Raw genomic sequence first — 15788 nt, forward strand, 5'->3', positions numbered from 1 at the left:
TCTTCCCTTTGGTTGGGCTTGCCCGGCCGGCACCGGACCTTGGGTCCGAGTCAAGCCGATGGACCAAAAGCACTTTGGACCAGGAACAAGGAGAAAACCATGAGCGAAGAAGTCAACAACATCAAGCAGAGCGCCGAAGCTGCAGCTGAGCAGGCCAAGCACGTCGCGGGAGATGCCGCGGAGCACGTCAAGGTTTTTGCCGGTGAGGCGGTCGGGAACGCAAAGGAATTCGCCGGCGACGCCGCCGAGCACGTCAAGGAATTCCTCTCGGGCGACGTGGCCGAGAAAGCCAAGGACCTCGCAGGGGATGTTGCAGGAAACGCCAAGGAAATCGCCGGGGACGTGGCCGGGAACGCCAAGGGCCTCGGCTCCAAGATCGCCGGATTCTTCAAGGGTGGCAAGTAGGCTCCACGCCATGACGGCGCGTTCCTGACCCTCTTTGGATACAGAACGGGGCCGACACGCACAACTTGCTGCGTGTCGGCCCCTTTTCCGTGTGAAAGAAGGTCAGGAAGGGATCCTACCGCGTCACGAGATACGCCCCGCTGTCCGGGAGAATCGACGTCCCGCCTGAGGCGCCATCGCTGGACAGTTCCACTCGCAGCCCGGCCGGGACAGGGAGAGCCACAGTGCCCATATTGACCACTACCAGGACGTCCCGGTTGTGGAAGGCCAGGACTCCGTTGGCGGGATCGTGCGCTTCAGCCCACTGGAACGTCCCCGAGCCGAGGCGGTGAGAGCGGCGGAATGCCAGGACTGCGCGGTACAGCTCCAAGGTGGAGCCGCCGACGCCGGCCTGCAGGTCCGCCGCCAGCTCCCCGAACTCTTCGGGCTGGGGGAGCCAGGGCGCCGCGGGTGCCGTGCCGGCAGTAGCGGCGTCGGCCGTACCCGCCGACGCCGCGTCCGAGAACCCGAAGCCGGCTTCAGCGGATTTCCAGGGCAGCGGCACCCGGCACCCATCGCGGCCGCGTTCCACGCCCTTCGTCCGGAAGAATGATGGGTCTTGGCGCGCTTCGGCCGGCAGGGACGTGTGCTCCGGAAGGCCGAGTTCTTCACCTTGGTACAAGTAGGCCGAGCCCGGCAGGGCGAAGGACACCATGGAGGCTGCGCGTGCCCGCGCGAGGCCCAGATCGGCGTCGGGCTGTTCGTCCTCCGCCGCGATTCCCTTGGGGAACGTGGTGGGATCTGCCAGCCCGAAACGGCTGGGGTGCCGGACGGTGTCGTGATTGCTCAGGACCCAGGTGGAGGGAGCCTCGACGGATCCGGCCGCGTCCAACGAAGTTTCGATGGCCACTGCCATGCGCTCCGCATCCCAGCCTGCCAGGAGGAAATCGAAGTTGAATGCCTGCTGCATTTCGTCCTTGCGCACGTACCGTGCCAATCGCTCCGCAGGCTCCACCCACGCCTCGGCAACCAGCATGCGGTCGCCGTCATATTCGGCGAGGACTCTGTTCCATTCGCGGTAGATCTCGTGAACGCCGTCCTGGTCGAAGAAGGGCGACGGCGGGTCCAGCGGTGGCTTGACCTTGTGCTCGACGGCCGTCGCGACGGCCCCGGCGGGGCTGTCGGCAGCGGGGACGATGTGCAGCTTGGCGGTATGCGGTTCGACGGCTTCGCTGTGGGCTCCTGGTGCGGACAAGCCACCTTCGACCATGGCGGCGGCGCCTTCCCAGTCCGGCAAGCCGGCTTCCTTGACCAGGCCGTGGGCAACATCCACCCGGAAGCCGTCAACTCCGCGGTCCAGCCAGAAGCGCAGCACCGAACGCATCTCCTCATGGACCTCGGGATTCTCCCAGTTGAGATCGGGCTGCTTCGTGTCGAAAAGGTGCAGGTACCACTCGCCCGGAGTGCCGTCGTCGTTCGTCAGGCGCGTCCACGCGGGGCCGCCGAAGATGGATTTCCAATTGTTCGGGGCCAAGGCCCCGTCCCCGGAGCCCGGCTTGGAATCTTTGCCCGGGTGGAACATGTAACGCCCGCGTTCGGGGGAGCCGGGGGCGGCAGCAAGGGCTTCGCGGAACCAGGCGTGCTCGTCCGAAGTGTGGTTGGGGACGAGGTCGACGATCACCTTGATGCCGAGGCTGTGTGCCTTCTCCAGCATGGCGTCGAAGTCCTCCAAGGTGCCGAAGAGCGGATCCACGGCCCGGTAGTCCGCTACGTCGTATCCGGCATCTGCCTGCGGCGACTTATAGAACGGGGAGAGCCATACGGCATCCACGCCGAGCTCCTGCAGGTACGGCAGTTTTGCGGTGACCCCGGCAAGGTCGCCCATCCCGTCGCCGTTGCCGTCGGCGAAAGAGCGAGGATAGATCTGGTACACCACGGCGCTTGCCCACCACGCGGAATTGCTGGAACCGGGGGTTGGGATCGGGGAGTGCGGCACTGGATTCCTCTCGACGACATATTTTTGTGTAAACGCTTGCATTACTACCCGGAAGCTTACTAATGTGAGGCTCACCACATCAACCGCGCAGCGGAAATACCTGGTCCACTCACTGAGGAGTTCCCAGCATGAACACACGCAAGTACCTTTTGCCGGCTGCTGTTGCCGGCGTGCTAGCCATGTCCCTGTCCGCCTGTGGTGGCGGCGGTGGCGGCAGCACAGCCTCAAGCGGCGGAGATGCCGCAGCAAACCTCGACGGACGCGGTCCCATCACCTACGTCCAGGGCAAGGACAACAGCAACGTTGTCCGCCCGCTCGTCGATAAGTGGAATGCGGCACACCCGGACCAGAAGGTCACCTTCAAGGAGCAGTCCGACCAGGCGGACCAGCAGCACGACGATTTGGTCCAGAACTTCCAGGCCAAGAACGCCAACTATGACGTCGTTGACGTGGACGTCATCTGGACCGCCGAATTTGCCGCGAAGGGTTGGTTGCAGCCGCTCTCGGACAAGATGAGCATCGATACCTCCAAGATGCTGCCGGCTACCGTCAAGACGGCCACGTACAACAACACGCTCTTCGCGGCACCGCAGACTTCGGACGGCGGCATCCTCTTCTACCGCAAGGACTTGGTGCCCACCCCGCCCAAGACCTGGGACGAGATGATGAGCATGTGCTCCATCGCGAAGTCGCATGGAATCGACTGCTACGCGGGGCAGTTCGCCAAGTATGAAGGCCTCACCGTGAACGCGGCTGAAGCCATCAACTCGGCCGGCGGCACGATCGTTGGCGACGACGGCAAGTCCACCGTGACTTCCGCGGCGGCCAAGGCCGGCCTTACCAACCTGGTCACGGCCTACAAGAACGGAAACATCCCCACCCAGGCCGTGACGTACCAGGAAGAACAGGGCAGGCAGTCCTTCGAAGACGGCAAGCTCCTCTTCCTGCGCAACTGGCCTTACGTCTACAACCTCGCCAAGACGGACGGCTCCTCCAAGGTGAAGGACACCTTCGGGATGGCTCCGCTTCCGGGTAAGAGCGGCCCCGGCGCCTCATCCCTCGGTGGCCACAACCTCGCCGTCAGTGTGTACTCGCAGCACAAGGCGACGGCCAAGGACTTCCTGGCCTTCATGACCAGTGAAGAGACCGAGAAGTTCTACGCCACGCAGGGTTCCCTGGCGCCGGTCATCGGTTCCTTGTACGACGATCCGACCCTGGTCCAGCAGCTGCCGTACCTTCCGGTGCTGAAGACCTCGATTTCGAATGCCGTGCCGCGCCCGGTCTCGCCGTTCTACCCTGCAGTCACCAAGGCCATCCAGGACAATGCCTACGCTGCGATCAAGGGTGACAAGTCCGTCGATCAGGCGATGACCGATATGGACACGGCCATCAACTCGGCCAGCCAATAGCAACACCTCCAGTGAACCTCGGGCGGCTGGCGCTTCAAGCGAACGGCCGCCCGAGGGGCACGCTATCAATTTCCGGAAGGAGGGGAAATGTCCACCCTAGCGCAGCCTAAACGGGCGCCAGAGACACCAAGCCCCAAACCCAAAAAAGGTCAAAAAGAAGTAGGACAGGACCGGGCGGCCACATCGCAAGGCCGGTGGGCGTTCTGGTTGATTTCCCCCGCCTTGGTACTGCTTGCCGTGGTCATCGTGTACCCGGTGGTCAACGCGATTATCATGGCCTTCCAGAAGGACCAGGGCCTTGACCCGGTCACCAAGGTCTTCGTCTCGGGTGGACCCGCCGGCTTCGACAACTTTGTCCACTGGTTGGCCCAGCAATGTGGCTCCGCAGCCTGTGCGCCCGGCACCCTTGGCTCCCAGTTCTGGAGCGCCGTTGGAACGACGTTCTTCTTCACCGTCGTCACCGTCGTCTTGGAGACTGTCCTCGGATTCTGGATGGCCGTCATCATGGCCCGGACTTTCCGCGGTCGCAGTGCCCTTCGCGCTGCTGTCCTGGTTCCGTGGGCCATCCCGACAGCCGTCACCGCCAAGCTGTGGTTCTTCATCTTCGCTTTCGACGGAATCGCCAACAAGCTTTTCGGCACGGCAATCCTGTGGACAGGCAGCGAGTGGCCGGCCCGCTGGGCGATCATCATTTCGGACGTCTGGAAGACCACGCCGTTCATGGCCCTGCTGATTTTGGCTGGCCTGCAGATCATCCCGGCGGAAGTATACGAGGCGGCCAAGGTCGACGGCGCCTCGGCATGGCAGCGTTTCACGCAGATCACCCTGCCGCTCGTGAAGCCGGCGCTCATGGTGGCTGTCCTGTTCCGTGTCCTTGACGCACTGCGCATGTATGACCTGCCGGCCATCATGACCCAAGGCTCGAATGGCACGACGACGTTGTCCATCTTGGTGGTTGACCAAATCCGTCAGGGATTCAACTCAGCAGCGGCGTTGTCCACCATCACCTTCCTCATCATCTTCCTCGTGGCGTTCATCTTCGTTCGTTTCCTGGGAGCCAACGCTGTCGCCTCAGCCACGCCTAAGACCAAGGGACAGGAAAAATGACCGCCGTGAGCTTTGACACCGCGCCCAAGACAGCTGCCCGACGGCGGGAACGCTGGGCGAGCGGACGAACGTACCTCAGCGCTGCGCTCATCTTCATCTGGTGCTTGATTCCGTTCTACTGGATGATCGTGACCGCGTTCCGCGACGTTGGATATACCTTCGACTCGACGCCATTCTTCACCCACGTCACCTGGGACAACTTCACCACGGTCTTCTCGGAGAACCTGGGCAACCACTTCGGCCGGAACCTCCTGAACTCGCTCTTCGTGGCGGGCGTAACCACCGTGGTTGCCCTGCTGTTCGGCGTGTTTGCGGCCTACGCCTTGTCCAGGCTCGAATTCCGCTTCAAATTCCTTGTCCTCGGCTTCGTCCTCGGTGCATCAATGTTCCCGGGCGTGGCCTTGGTGACGCCGCTGTTCCAGTTGTTCACCAACATCGGCTGGTACGGCACATATCAGGCGCTGATCATCCCGAACATCTCGTTCGTGCTTCCGTTGACGGTGTACACCTTGACGTCCTTCTTCCGGGAAATGCCGTGGGAGCTGGAAGAATCAGCTCGAATTGATGGCTGTACACAGGGCCAGGCATTCCGCAAGGTGATCATGCCGCTTGCTGCGCCCGCCGTGTTCACCACCGCCATCCTGGCGTTCATCGCTTCGTGGAACGAGTTCCTCATCGCGAGCCAGCTGTCGAATGACCAGACCAAGACGGTCACAGTGGCTATCGCCTACTTCGCCGGTGCACAAGCCCACCAAGAGCCGTACACCGCCGTCATGGCAGCCGGAACGGTTGTCACGATTCCGCTGGTGATCCTCGTACTGGTCTTCCAGCGCAAGATTGTGGCCGGCCTGACAGCGGGCGCCGTCAAATGACGCAAACTCCTGATTCGGCCGGGCCGTCCCTCGGCGGCCCGGCCAAGGAGCAGAACACGCGGGTGAAATCGGCTGAAGATTTCGACCTAGTGATTGGTTTTCTCGGTTTTTGGGCCTTGGTCCTGCTGGTCATCACGGTGGCCGCCGAACTCACGGCCCAGCCCGCACTGGGCTGGGCCCTGGGCCTGTTGGCAGTGTTGCTGGCCCTGTGGGGAATGCTTCGGCTTCGGCGGCGGCTCCCCGCGCGGACGTCAAGGCGCATCGGTTGAGAAGCGAGCCGAAATAAATAGAGCGGAATCGGCGGAGGGAAACCAGGCGGAATACGCTGGTTATCTGCCGTCTGGGAAGGAACCCCCGGCTTCCGCACGGAATCTTTGAGGGGGCTTGAGTGGCAAAAACGAGTGAACGTTCCCAGCGTGGCGGCCACGCAGGAGCCAGCATTGAGGACGTCGCACACGCCGCAGGCGTTTCCACCGCCACCGTTTCCCGCGCGGTGCGCGGCCTTCCCAGGGTGTCTCCTGCGACCAGGGAAAAGATCCTGCGGGTCGCAGGAGAACTCGGGTACGTGGCGTCGTCGTCCGCTTCCGGGCTGGCTACGGGCCGCACCAGGACAATCGGTGTCCTGGCCCCCTACGTGGACCGTTGGTTCTTCTTCAAGGCGATCGAGGGCGTAGACCGTGAGCTCCACGCCCGCGGCTACAACCTCTCCCTGTTCAACCTGGGCGGGCAGCGCGGAGCGCGGGAACGGCTCTTCAGCAAGACGATGGTCTACAAGCAGATTGATGCACTCCTGGTCCTCTGTATGTCCCTGACCCCCGAGGAAATCGCCGATCTCCAGAGGATCGAAATCCCCTTGGTCATTGTCGGCGGTCCGGTGGAGGATTGCCCCAGCATCGGGATCGACGATTACGCAGCCTCGGTGGAAGCCACCATGCACCTGTTGAATCTCGGCCACCGCGAGATCGCGCTGCTCCACGGCCAGGACGATTCCGACCTGAACTTCACCGTCCCACGACTGCGCGTTGACGGCTTCACGGATGCCATGACAAGCGCTGGCTTTTCCATGCCGCCGGAATGGGACATTTTCGGAAACTTCACCGTGGGCAGTGGCCAGGAAGCCTTCGACGAGCTCTGGAGCAAACCGGGGCCAAAACCGACGGCGATCTTCTGCGCCTCCGATGAAATGGCCATGGGAGCCATGTTGCAGGCGCGGCGCCGTGGCGTCCGCGTACCGGAAGAATTGTCCATCATCGGCATTGACAACCATGAATTCGCCGAGGCCATGGGCCTGACAACCGTGGCCCAGGACCCCGTGGAACAGGGCCAACTGGGCACCCGCATGCTGTTGGACGAACTGGCAGGGGCCGCAGGGTCGGTGAGGTCCATGAAAGCGCCCCACCGGCTGATTGTCCGTGAGACCACGGGTCCGCCCCGTTCCAAGGACTGACGAGGCCAAGAGCTCCGGACGCGAAGCTGAGGAGCTACGAAGCCCGGGCCAACTGCCTGATGGGGATCCAGCGGGAAGCCAGCCTGCGGTAAGCCGCGGCCGCTCCCGTCATGTCACCCTCGGCCAGGCATTCGATGCCGAGCCTGACGTCCATGGGTGACTCGTCCGGGTATACCTTGTCCGCCACGGCGCCATAATCCAGCTCGACCATCGACTGCACATGGAACAATTCGAGCCATTCGGTGAGCTGTGTGAGGTCGTCCAGCATGTCCAGGTCCGGGGCGGCGAGGGCGAGGTTGGCGACGGCAAAGCGCGCCCGGTCCAAGGCATCGGTCAGCGAGGCCCAGACCCTCACCGTCAAGATGCGTCCACCGGATTCCACCACATCCTTGCGGTCCGATTCCTGGAAGAGCGAGAACCAGCTGAAGGGGATGCCCCACGTGGAGGCCCGGGTGTGCACGCGCTTCGCGTCGTGACTGGCGTTGATGCGGTCTATGCGTGCCTGGTGCCGGTCGCGCTGGTCCACGGGGATGAGCAGGTCCGCGAGCGGCCCGTGGATACCTTCCATGAGGGCATTGGCAGCCAATCCTGCGCGGATGACCAGCTGGCTGGGGCAGTAAAGCAGCCGGCCGCCGTCGGGGTCGTTCGGATCACCGGTGGGAATCCGCGTGATGCGGACAAGATCGGTGCTGCCGGTGGGGAACGGATCCCCGCCCTTGCGCGTGACCCGACCGAGGGAAGCGAGCAGCTCGGCATTTTCGACGGCGGCCCGCGAACCGCTGCGGGTCCCGCTCGCCACGAGCTGTTGCCGCTGGTCTTCCGGGAATGCCTCGAGTGGTTCATAGACGCGCAACGCTGAAGAGAAAGGCAGCCCAGCCTGACTCCCGTATAGCTTTCCGCTCATCGCGGGCCCGCCTCCTCCGTCAATTGTTGCTGCTCAGTCCGTAAGCTCCACGATCACGGGAGCGTGGTCCGAGGCGCCCTTGCCCTTGCGCTCTTCGCGGTCGATCGACGCCCCGGTGACGCGGGCGGCCAGCGCGGGAGAGGCCAGGACGAAGTCGATACGCATGCCCTCCTTCTTGGGGAACCGCAGCTGCGTGTAGTCCCAGTAGGTGTAGACGCCGGGACCCGGCGTGTAGGCGCGCGCGACGTCGGTGAAACCGGCCCCTTCGAACGCCCGGAAGGCCTCACGCTCGGGTTCGCTCACGTGGGTGAGCGCGTTCGCCCGGAAGTAATCGATGTCCCAGACATCCTCGTCGAGCGGCGCGATGTTCCAGTCGCCCATGAGCGCCACCTGGGTTTCGGGGTTCTCTGTGATCCAAGCGGCGGCGTGTCCCTTCAGGGTGTCCAGCCACTTGAGCTTGTAGGGCATGTGCTCGTCGTCGAGCGAACGACCGTTGGGAACGTAAAGGCTCCACACCCGTACCCCTCCACACGTTGCGGCAATGGCGCGGGCTTCCTGAACAGGATCCTTGCCCGCCTTTCCGAAGGCGGGCTGGTCAACAAAGGTGCGTTCGACGTCGTCGAGCCCTACACGCGAGGCGATCGCCACGCCGTTCCATTGGCTCAGGCCGAAATGGGCAACCTCGTAGCCCATGCGCTCGAAGAGCTCCCACGGGAAGTTGTCGTCCTTGCACTTGGTTTCCTGTATCGCGAGGACGTCGCAGTCACTGCGCTGCAGCCAGGCCTCGACGCGGTCGGCACGTGCGCGGAGCGAATTCACATTCCAGGTAGCTATCTTCACAGCCACTAACTTACCGAACTTGGGCCTTGGCGCATCCCCCCGGGGCGGATTGCTACCGCTGGTGCTAATGGGCGAGCATCACCGAAGAAGAGGACGCGCGCCTGCGGAGCCTGATGCCGGAGGCGATCAACAGAACGCCACTGACCGCGGCGTAGCTCGCGAGGAGCGCCACCACGCCCAGGAATCCGGCTGCCGGATTGACGAGCACAAAAAGTCCGAACAAGGTGGTGACCACTGCCGTCACCATCCAGATCCACCAACCCCTGACCGTTGTCCTGATGTCCCTGGCAAGGATGATTTGCGAGATCCCCAAGATGAGTGCCCAGGCTCCGATCAGGACGCCCAGTGCCGCGGCGGTGATGCCCGGCCAGGAAACGGCCACGAGGCCCGTTGCGACCGAGATGAAGCCACCGATCAGGCTCCAGCGGGAGTGGCGCGCAGGGTCGTAGAAATAGTGGGCCATGTTGGCGAGCCCGTCGGTAATGGCAAACACGCCGAACACGTAGACAAGGGCAAATACCGTGGCTACCGGCAGGGAAGCGACCAGGAAGGCAAAGAGAAGGGCCAAAGCTCCCCGGAAGATGAGCGCCGTTCCTGAATGCTGAAACAACTTGCGTCCCGCGGTGTCGGACATAGGGTCAGTTTAGACCCGGCGAGGTAGCTGGGGAATGGGCAGGCCGGAACTCCCCACCTTTGGGCTTGGACCCAACGGCGGCCCGCGTCACTATGCGGGCCGCCGTCGGCGTCGGACTTTAAAAGTGGGGAGTTCCAGCGGGCATCCGCTAAACAGACTCCAAAATCGAAACGTAGTTCGCGATGCCCACGCCGCCCATGTTCTGCACGGCTCCGCGGCGGGCGTTGGGCAGTTGCATGGCGCCGGCGGTGCCCGTGAGCTGCATGGCTGCGATGACGTGCTGGGACACGCCTGTAGCGCCCACGGGGTGGCCCTTCGCCTTGAGGCCGCCGGACACGTTGATGGGCAGCTTTCCGTCCTTGTAGACCCAGCCTTCCTGCACGGCCCGGGAGCCTTCGCCGCGCGGGGTCAGTCCCATGGCCTCGTACATGATCAGTTCGGCGATCGTGAAGCAATCGTGCACTTCGGCGAAGTCCAGTCCGTCGATACCGAGGCCGGCCATCCCCAGCGCGCGTTCCCAGGACACCCGCGTGGCGGCGAATTCGGTGGGGTCGCGGCGCTCTGCCGGGAAGAAGTCGTTCGCTTGCCCGAAGCCCGCCAGCCGTACGGGTTCGGTAGCAGCGCCCGACGCCGGGCCCAGGGAGAGCACGACGGCGGCGGCGCCGTCGGACACGGGGGAGCAGTCGGTGCGGCGCAGCGGTTCGGCAACCATGGGGTTCTTCTCGGAAACCGTCCGACAGAACTCCTCGCCGAAATCGCGGTGCATCTGCGCGTAGGGGTTGTCCATGCCGTTGTGGTGGTTCTTGGCGGCGATGGATCCGAGGATGTCGCCCAGACCTGCACCAGCGAAACCCGCTCCGTAGCGCTTCTCGTAGTGCTTGGCCACCTCGGCGAACAACCCCGTGAAACCGGTGGTGGAGGCCTTGCCCGCCATTTCGTAGGACGCGCCCAGAAGGGCTGCTCCGACAACGTCGGCTCCGGCGTCGGTCATCTTCTCGGCGCCGATCACCAGGACGTTGCGGGCCGCCCCGGCAAGCACGGATTTCACGCCCTGCTGGAATGCCGCGGAACCGGAGGCGCAGGCGTTCTCGGTCCTGGTTGCGGGCACGTTCGCCAGGTCCTCGGACAGCTGCAGGGCCAGGGAGGACGTGAAGCCCAGGGGCTGCATGCCTGAGTTGAACTGGCCGAGGTAGATCTCGTCGATGTCCCGTGGCTCGAGCCCGGAGTTCCGGATGGCCTCCGCGGACACCTGGACGATCAAGGACTCCAGCGTCTCGTCCGTGAGTTTGCCGAACCTGCTGTGTCCCCAGCCGGTGAGGAGGACATCTTTGCCGAACTGGTCTTTCAGGCTCATGCTGTTGCTCCTTCGAGAGCGGAGGTGGTTTCCAATGCGACGGCGAACGCGGCCTCCGTTTTATCGCGGAGTTCCTCCACGGTGACCCCGGGGGCGAGACGGGTAAGGGTGAGCTGCCGCCCGCCGTCGTCGTTCCGCACAAGGTCAAACACCGCGAGGTCACTCACGATCCGGTCCACCACCCCCAGTCCGGTCAACGGCAGGATGCATTCGCGGACGATCTTCGCGCTCCCGTCCTTGGCGTTGTGTTCGGTGAGGACCACGACGCGCGGAGTTCCCGCCACCAGGTCCATGGCACCGCCCATGCCCTTGACCATCTTTCCCGGGATGGTCCAATTGGCGAGGTCGCCGTTGCCGGAAACCTGCATGGCGCCGAGGATTGCAACCTTGACATGTCCGCCGCGGATCATCCCGAAGGACGTCGCGGAGTCGAAGATGCTGCCGCCGGGCAGGACCGTGACAGTCTGCTTGCCGGCGTTGATGAGGTCGGCGTCTTCCTCGCCTTCATACGGGAAAGGCCCCATGCCGAGTAGGCCGTTCTCGCTTTGCAGGACAACCCGCACGCCGTCGGGCAGGTTGTTGGCGACGAGGGTCGGAATGCCGATGCCGAGGTTGACGTAGTCGCCGTCGTGGAGTTCCTCGGCCGCAATGGCTGCCATTTCGTCTCGGGTCCATGCCATGGTGGTGCTCCTTCGCTGGTGTGTGCTTAGACGGCCGGGGCTTCAGTGCGGGTCCGCACGGTGCGCTGCTCGATGTCCTTGGGCCGGCCGCTCGCCTGGACCAGCCGCTGGACGTAGACGCCGGGTGTCACGATGTGGTTGGGATCCAATTCGCCGGGCTGCACGATCACCTCGGCCTCGGCAACGGTCACAATGCCCGCCGTCGCCACGACAGGGTTGAAGTTCCGGGCCGTGTACCGGTAGATCAGGTTGCCGTCCGTGTCCGCGGTGTGTGCGTGGACCAGTGCGACGTCGGCGACGATCCCGCGCTCGCGGACGTACGTCACGCCGTCGAACTCCTCGAGCGGCTTGCCCTCGGCAACCAAGGTTCCGACGCCGGTCCGCGTGTAGAAGGCGGGAATCCCGGCGCCGCCGGCGCGGAGGCGCTCGGCGAGGGTGCCCTGCGGAGCGAACTCGACCTCAAGCTGGCCCGAGAGGTACTGCTCGGCGAAGAGCTTGTTCTCGCCCACGTAGGAGGCGATGACCTTGCGGACCTGGCCCGCTTCGATGAGGACACCGAGCCCCTTGCCGTCAATGCCCATGTTGTTGGAGACCACTGTCAGGTCCTTGACCCCCGAATCGCGGACAGCGTCGATCAGGTCCGCGGGGATGCCGCTGAGCCCGAAACCTCCGACGGCGATCGTCTGGCCGTCGCGCAGGACGTCCTGCAGTGCAACGGCTGAGCTGGGATGGATTTTGGCCGTGGCTTTGTCCTCGTCTTTGAGTAAGGTCACCCAGCACATATCCACTTTGTGGACACTGCGCCGGGCAAGTCTGAACTAGTCGTCTGGCTTAGGAGCATATGGTGGCCCTGAGCGAAGGGTCAATGGCGTCGTGTGGCCCGCCACGCTGACCTCGCACAGTGTGGACGGTACTCTTAGAGGTGTCCACATTGTGGAGGAAATCTTTGGAAAGGGGAGAGGTGCCGACCCAACAGCCGCACGCAAAGCCCGTGCAGGGCGCCCAGGTGGTGGGCAGGGTAGCCGCGCTCCTCCGGCTCGTGGGACGCAAGCCGGAGGGCATGTCCATTGCTGGCCTGGTCCGCGAGTCCGGACTGACGCGCCCGACGGTGCATCGCTTGCTCGCATCCCTCGCGGCTGAAGGCCTGCTGGATCATGACCAGCGGACCGGCAACTGGATCCTGGGGCCTGAGATCTTCCTGCTGGGGTCCGTTGCGGCGGCGCGGTTCCCGTTTGAGGACCTGGCCCGGCCCAGCCTGCGACGCCTGGCCGAGGAGAGCGGCGAAAGCGCCTTCTATTCCATCCGTCGTGGCCACGAAACCGTGTGCGTGCTCCGAGAGGAAGGTAGCTTCCCTGTGCGCTCCTTCGTGTTGCACGAGGGCGTCCGGTTCCCGCTTGGCGTGGCGTCGGCCGGCACGGCGATCATGGCCTTCCTGACGGACGAGGAACAGCAAGTGATCCTCTCCGAGTGGGAACAGTACGCGGGGGAGTTCGCTGCCGGCCACAGCGAGGGCGTGGTGCGCCGGAACCTTGAGCAAACCCGATTGACCGGGTACTCGGTGAATCCCGGGTTGGTCCTGGAGGGAAGTTGGGGGATGGCGGCTGCCGTCTTCGACCAACAGGGCAGGCCGGTCGGCGCCTTGTCCCTTACCGGCATCGAGCCGCGGTTCCGTCCTGAACGCCAGGAATTCCTCGGCAAGTTGTTGATGGAGGAAGCCCACCGGATGAGCTCCGCAAGAACCGACCACCTTTGAGCGGCAATGTCGGCACCCACGCCGCCATCCGGCGTCGGGATCTTCCAAAGTGGTCGGGTGTTGAGGCGCTTCCAAATTAATTTTTGAAACTCACCCATCCCTGCAGCCCACACCTCCGAATAGCTGGCATAAGGACTTAGCCCCGCAAAGGTGAAGTGCTTTCACGCCGGAATCAACCGGCACCGAATGTCAGTCCGTTTGAAGGAGAAATGTCATGCTTGCTACAAAGCGCACGTCTTTTGCGATTGCCGGCCTCGCCGCTTCCGCCCTGTTGGGCCTCACCGCTTGTGGCGGCTCCGCTTCCACGGCTTCACCGTCATCGGCGGCTCCGAGCTCGTCGTCCACCATGGCGGCGACCCCCTCCGCTTCGGCAAGCGCCGCGATGGACCCGACCAAAGACCTGGTCGGCCCGGGCTGTGCAGGCTACGCCTCCCAGGTTCCCAGCGGTGCAGGTTCCGTCGCCGGCATGGCTCTTGACCCCGTAGCCGTTGCCGCTTCCAACAACCCGTTGCTCAAGACCCTCACGGCCGCCGTGTCCGGCAAGCTGAACCCGAAGGTCAACCTGGTGGACACGCTTAACGGTAGCCAGTTCACCGTGTTCGCTCCTGTGGACAGCGCATTCGCCAAGATCCCGGCCGCCACCATCGACAGCCTCAAGACCGACGACGCCACCCTGAGCAAGATCCTCACCTACCACGTCATCCCCGGCCAGCTGACCCCGGACCAGATCGTGGGCACCCACAAGACCGTTGAGGGCGACTCGGTGACCGTCACCGGAAGCAAGGATGCACTCAAGGTTGACGGAGGTTCTGCCGTGATCTGCGGTGGCGTCCACACCGCCAACGCCACGGTGTACCTGGTTGACACCGTCCTGATGCCGAAATAGATCTCAACAACTTCAGTACAGATCATGCCCCTTAAGATTCGTCTTAGGGGGCATGGCCTTTGCCACAAATCCGAGGGGGATGAGTGAAGCCGTCAATCGTGTGGCTCCGGGACGATCTCCGGACCACGGACAACCCGGCGCTGCGGGCAGCGGTGGACGATGGAGCCGCCGTCGCGCTGTATGTCCTGGACGAGGAATCGCCGGGCATCAGGCCGCTCGGCGGTGCCTCCCGCTGGTGGCTGCATCATTCCCTGGTCACCCTTCGCGAAGACCTCGCAACCTTGGGCGTGCCTCTCGTACTGCGCCGCGGACCGGCGGCGGAGATGGTCCGGGAAACCGCGACGGCGATGAGTGCAGGGTCACTGTACTGGAACCGCCGTTATGGCGAACCGGAGCGAATGCTCGACGCCGGTATCAAGACCTGGGCGCGCGAGTCCGGGATGCATGCCGAGAGTTTCCAGGCATCCTTGCTCCATGAACCCTGGGCCGTGACCACGAAGCAGGGCGGACCCTTCAAGGTCTTCACGCCCTTTTGGCGGACTGTGTCCGGCTTGGATTTCCGCGAACCGCTGGAAGCTCCGGAACCGGGCCGCGGATTCTCCGGCCGGCTTCCCGGGTCCGAGGAATTGGACTCTTGGGGATTGTTGCCGCGGAGCCCCGATTGGTCTGCCGGATTGTCGGAAAGCTGGCAGCCGGGTTCGGCGCAGGCGCACGAACTTCTCGATGACTTCGTGGAGCGCGGGCTGGCGGACTATTCGGTGAACCGGGACCGTCCGGACTTGCCGGGCAGTAGCCGGTTGTCGCCGTTCCTGCGCTGGGGGCAACTCAGCCCGTTCGAGGTATGGCATGCCCAGCAGCGCCGGCGTCGGGAACTGGGCGACGGAGTGGCCGTTTTCGCCGCGGAACTCGGGTGGCGGGAATTCTGCTGGCACCAATACTTCCATCACCCGGATCTGGCGACGGCCAATTTGCGGCCCGGATTCGACCACTATCCGTGGGCCTGGCCCGGTGGCAAGGGCGATCAGTCCGAGAAAGCTGACGATCTCCTTCGAGCATGGCAGGAAGGCCGCACCGGCTTCCCCATGGTGGATGCCGGGCAGCGGCAATTGTGGCACACCGGATGGATGCACAACCGGGTCCGCATGGTTTCCGCCAGCCTCTTGGTGAAGAACCTCGGCATTCACTGGCAAGTGGGCGAGCAATGGTTCTGGGACACCCTGGTGGATGCCGATCCTGCGTCCAATCCCGCGAACTGGCAGTGGGTAGCCGGTTCCGGCGCGGACGCGTCGCCGTTCTTCAGGATCTTCAATCCGGAGACCCAGGCAGCGAAATTCGACCCCCGCGGCGGCTACGTTGGCCAGTGGATCCCGGAGCTGGCCGCGGCGGACTATCCGGAGCCGGTGGTGGATCTCAAGGCCTCGCGCCGGGAGGCTCTGGATGCCTACGGCAACCTGCCCCGTTGAACCGGGCCACCTGGGCACCAACTGAGGTCCTCTAGAAATTAGTAGGAAGTCCGAGTATA

Annotated in this window: 16 protein-coding genes; 9 read left to right on the forward strand and 7 right to left on the reverse strand. The window is 64.0% G+C overall.

The window, feature by feature from the left end; all coding sequences use genetic code 11:
* Window positions 1-99 precede the first annotated feature (99 nt).
* Window positions 100-405 (forward strand): hypothetical protein, encoded by a 306-nt coding sequence (locus QRN45_RS16785; protein ID WP_078106810.1) that lies wholly within the window; start codon window positions 100-102, stop codon window positions 403-405.
* Window positions 406-520: 115 nt separating this feature from the next.
* On the opposite strand, the gene QRN45_RS16790 is transcribed toward QRN45_RS16785, so the two are convergent.
* Entirely contained in the window at window positions 521-2269 is a 1749-nt protein-coding gene (locus QRN45_RS16790; protein WP_241707367.1) for a glycoside hydrolase family 13 protein, read from the reverse strand.
* Window positions 2270-2508: 239 nt separating this feature from the next.
* Here QRN45_RS16790 and QRN45_RS16795 point away from each other — a divergent pair, with 239 nt between their 5' ends.
* The 5 genes from QRN45_RS16795 (at window position 2509) to QRN45_RS16815 (ending at window position 7215) form a co-directional block, all read left to right on the forward strand.
* Window positions 2509-3789 carry an ABC transporter substrate-binding protein gene (locus QRN45_RS16795; RefSeq protein ID WP_284764084.1) on the forward strand — a complete coding sequence of 427 codons (1281 nt, stop codon included), beginning with the start codon at window positions 2509-2511 and terminating at the stop codon, window positions 3787-3789.
* 87 nt (window positions 3790-3876) lie between these two features.
* Complete coding sequence (locus QRN45_RS16800; RefSeq protein WP_241707323.1) at window positions 3877-4896, forward strand: carbohydrate ABC transporter permease; 1020 nt, start codon at window positions 3877-3879, stop codon at window positions 4894-4896.
* Window positions 4893-5768 carry a carbohydrate ABC transporter permease gene (locus tag QRN45_RS16805; protein ID WP_078106806.1) on the forward strand — a complete coding sequence of 292 codons (876 nt, stop codon included), beginning with the start codon at window positions 4893-4895 and terminating at the stop codon, window positions 5766-5768. The genes QRN45_RS16800 and QRN45_RS16805 overlap by 4 nt, the downstream gene beginning before the upstream one ends.
* Window positions 5765-6037: a hypothetical protein gene (locus QRN45_RS16810; RefSeq protein ID WP_241707324.1), complete on the forward strand. Its 273-nt coding sequence runs from the start codon at window positions 5765-5767 to the stop codon at window positions 6035-6037. Before QRN45_RS16805 ends, QRN45_RS16810 begins: the two co-directional genes overlap by 4 nt.
* A 119-nt stretch (window positions 6038-6156) precedes the next feature.
* Complete coding sequence (locus tag QRN45_RS16815) at window positions 6157-7215, forward strand: LacI family DNA-binding transcriptional regulator (RefSeq protein ID WP_241707325.1); 1059 nt, start codon at window positions 6157-6159, stop codon at window positions 7213-7215.
* 34 nt (window positions 7216-7249) lie between these two features.
* Here the strand turns inward: QRN45_RS16815 and QRN45_RS16820 are convergent, their stop codons facing one another.
* The 6 genes from QRN45_RS16820 to QRN45_RS16845 form a co-directional block, all read right to left on the reverse strand.
* The gene (locus QRN45_RS16820; RefSeq protein ID WP_078106804.1) at window positions 7250-8119 is read right to left on the reverse strand and encodes a DUF8083 family protein; all 870 of its coding nucleotides are present in this window, start codon (window positions 8117-8119) and stop codon (window positions 7250-7252) included.
* 33 nt (window positions 8120-8152) lie between these two features.
* A complete protein-coding gene (locus QRN45_RS16825; protein ID WP_241707326.1) occupies window positions 8153-8959 on the reverse strand; it encodes an exodeoxyribonuclease III in 807 nt (268 codons plus the stop codon).
* A 64-nt stretch (window positions 8960-9023) separates the two neighbouring features.
* The gene (locus QRN45_RS16830) at window positions 9024-9593 is read right to left on the reverse strand and encodes an HdeD family acid-resistance protein (RefSeq protein ID WP_284764086.1); all 570 of its coding nucleotides are present in this window, start codon (window positions 9591-9593) and stop codon (window positions 9024-9026) included.
* 148 nt (window positions 9594-9741) lie between these two features.
* A complete protein-coding gene (locus QRN45_RS16835) occupies window positions 9742-10947 on the reverse strand; it encodes an acetyl-CoA acetyltransferase (protein WP_284764087.1) in 1206 nt (401 codons plus the stop codon).
* Complete coding sequence (locus tag QRN45_RS16840; RefSeq protein ID WP_284764088.1) at window positions 10944-11627, reverse strand: CoA transferase subunit B; 684 nt, start codon at window positions 11625-11627, stop codon at window positions 10944-10946. Before QRN45_RS16840 ends, QRN45_RS16835 begins: the two co-directional genes overlap by 4 nt.
* A 26-nt stretch (window positions 11628-11653) precedes the next feature.
* On the reverse strand, window positions 11654-12400 hold the full coding sequence (locus QRN45_RS16845; protein ID WP_284764090.1) for a CoA transferase subunit A: 747 nt from the start codon (window positions 12398-12400) through the stop codon (window positions 11654-11656).
* Window positions 12401-12588: 188 nt separating this feature from the next.
* On the opposite strand from QRN45_RS16845, the gene QRN45_RS16850 reads away from it, so the two are divergent.
* The 3 genes from QRN45_RS16850 (at window position 12589) to QRN45_RS16860 (ending at window position 15729) form a co-directional block, all read left to right on the forward strand.
* Window positions 12589-13380 carry an IclR family transcriptional regulator gene (locus tag QRN45_RS16850; RefSeq protein ID WP_284764092.1) on the forward strand — a complete coding sequence of 264 codons (792 nt, stop codon included), beginning with the start codon at window positions 12589-12591 and terminating at the stop codon, window positions 13378-13380.
* Window positions 13381-13594: 214 nt separating this feature from the next.
* Complete coding sequence (locus QRN45_RS16855; RefSeq protein ID WP_078106798.1) at window positions 13595-14266, forward strand: fasciclin domain-containing protein; 672 nt, start codon at window positions 13595-13597, stop codon at window positions 14264-14266.
* Between the two features lie 83 nt (window positions 14267-14349).
* Window positions 14350-15729, forward strand: coding sequence for a cryptochrome/photolyase family protein (locus QRN45_RS16860; RefSeq protein WP_284764094.1), 1380 nt, complete (start codon window positions 14350-14352; stop codon window positions 15727-15729).
* Window positions 15730-15788: the final 59 nt, after the last annotated feature.

This window comes from Arthrobacter sp. efr-133-R2A-63 (assembly GCF_030209795.1).
GTDB lineage: Bacteria > Actinomycetota > Actinomycetes > Actinomycetales > Micrococcaceae > Arthrobacter > Arthrobacter bambusae_A.

What these genes read in the sequence shown, in the direction of transcription:
- QRN45_RS16810 (WP_241707324.1), top strand. Translation starts at nt 5,765, where the DNA reads ATGACGCAAACTCCTGATTCGGCCGGGCCGTCCCTCGGCGGCCCGGCC.
- QRN45_RS16820 (WP_078106804.1), bottom strand. Translation starts at nt 8,119, where the DNA reads ATGAGCGGAAAGCTATACGGGAGTCAGGCTGGGCTGCCTTTCTCTTCA.
- QRN45_RS16795 (WP_284764084.1), top strand. Translation starts at nt 2,509, where the DNA reads ATGAACACACGCAAGTACCTTTTGCCGGCTGCTGTTGCCGGCGTGCTA.
- QRN45_RS16830 (WP_284764086.1), bottom strand. Translation starts at nt 9,593, where the DNA reads ATGTCCGACACCGCGGGACGCAAGTTGTTTCAGCATTCAGGAACGGCG.
- QRN45_RS16805 (WP_078106806.1), top strand. Translation starts at nt 4,893, where the DNA reads ATGACCGCCGTGAGCTTTGACACCGCGCCCAAGACAGCTGCCCGACGG.
- QRN45_RS16790 (WP_241707367.1), bottom strand. Translation starts at nt 2,269, where the DNA reads ATGGGCGACCTTGCCGGGGTCACCGCAAAACTGCCGTACCTGCAGGAG.
- QRN45_RS16835 (WP_284764087.1), bottom strand. Translation starts at nt 10,947, where the DNA reads ATGAGCCTGAAAGACCAGTTCGGCAAAGATGTCCTCCTCACCGGCTGG.
- QRN45_RS16840 (WP_284764088.1), bottom strand. Translation starts at nt 11,627, where the DNA reads ATGGCATGGACCCGAGACGAAATGGCAGCCATTGCGGCCGAGGAACTC.
- QRN45_RS16800 (WP_241707323.1), top strand. Translation starts at nt 3,877, where the DNA reads ATGTCCACCCTAGCGCAGCCTAAACGGGCGCCAGAGACACCAAGCCCC.
- QRN45_RS16785 (WP_078106810.1), top strand. Translation starts at nt 100, where the DNA reads ATGAGCGAAGAAGTCAACAACATCAAGCAGAGCGCCGAAGCTGCAGCT.
- QRN45_RS16855 (WP_078106798.1), top strand. Translation starts at nt 13,595, where the DNA reads ATGCTTGCTACAAAGCGCACGTCTTTTGCGATTGCCGGCCTCGCCGCT.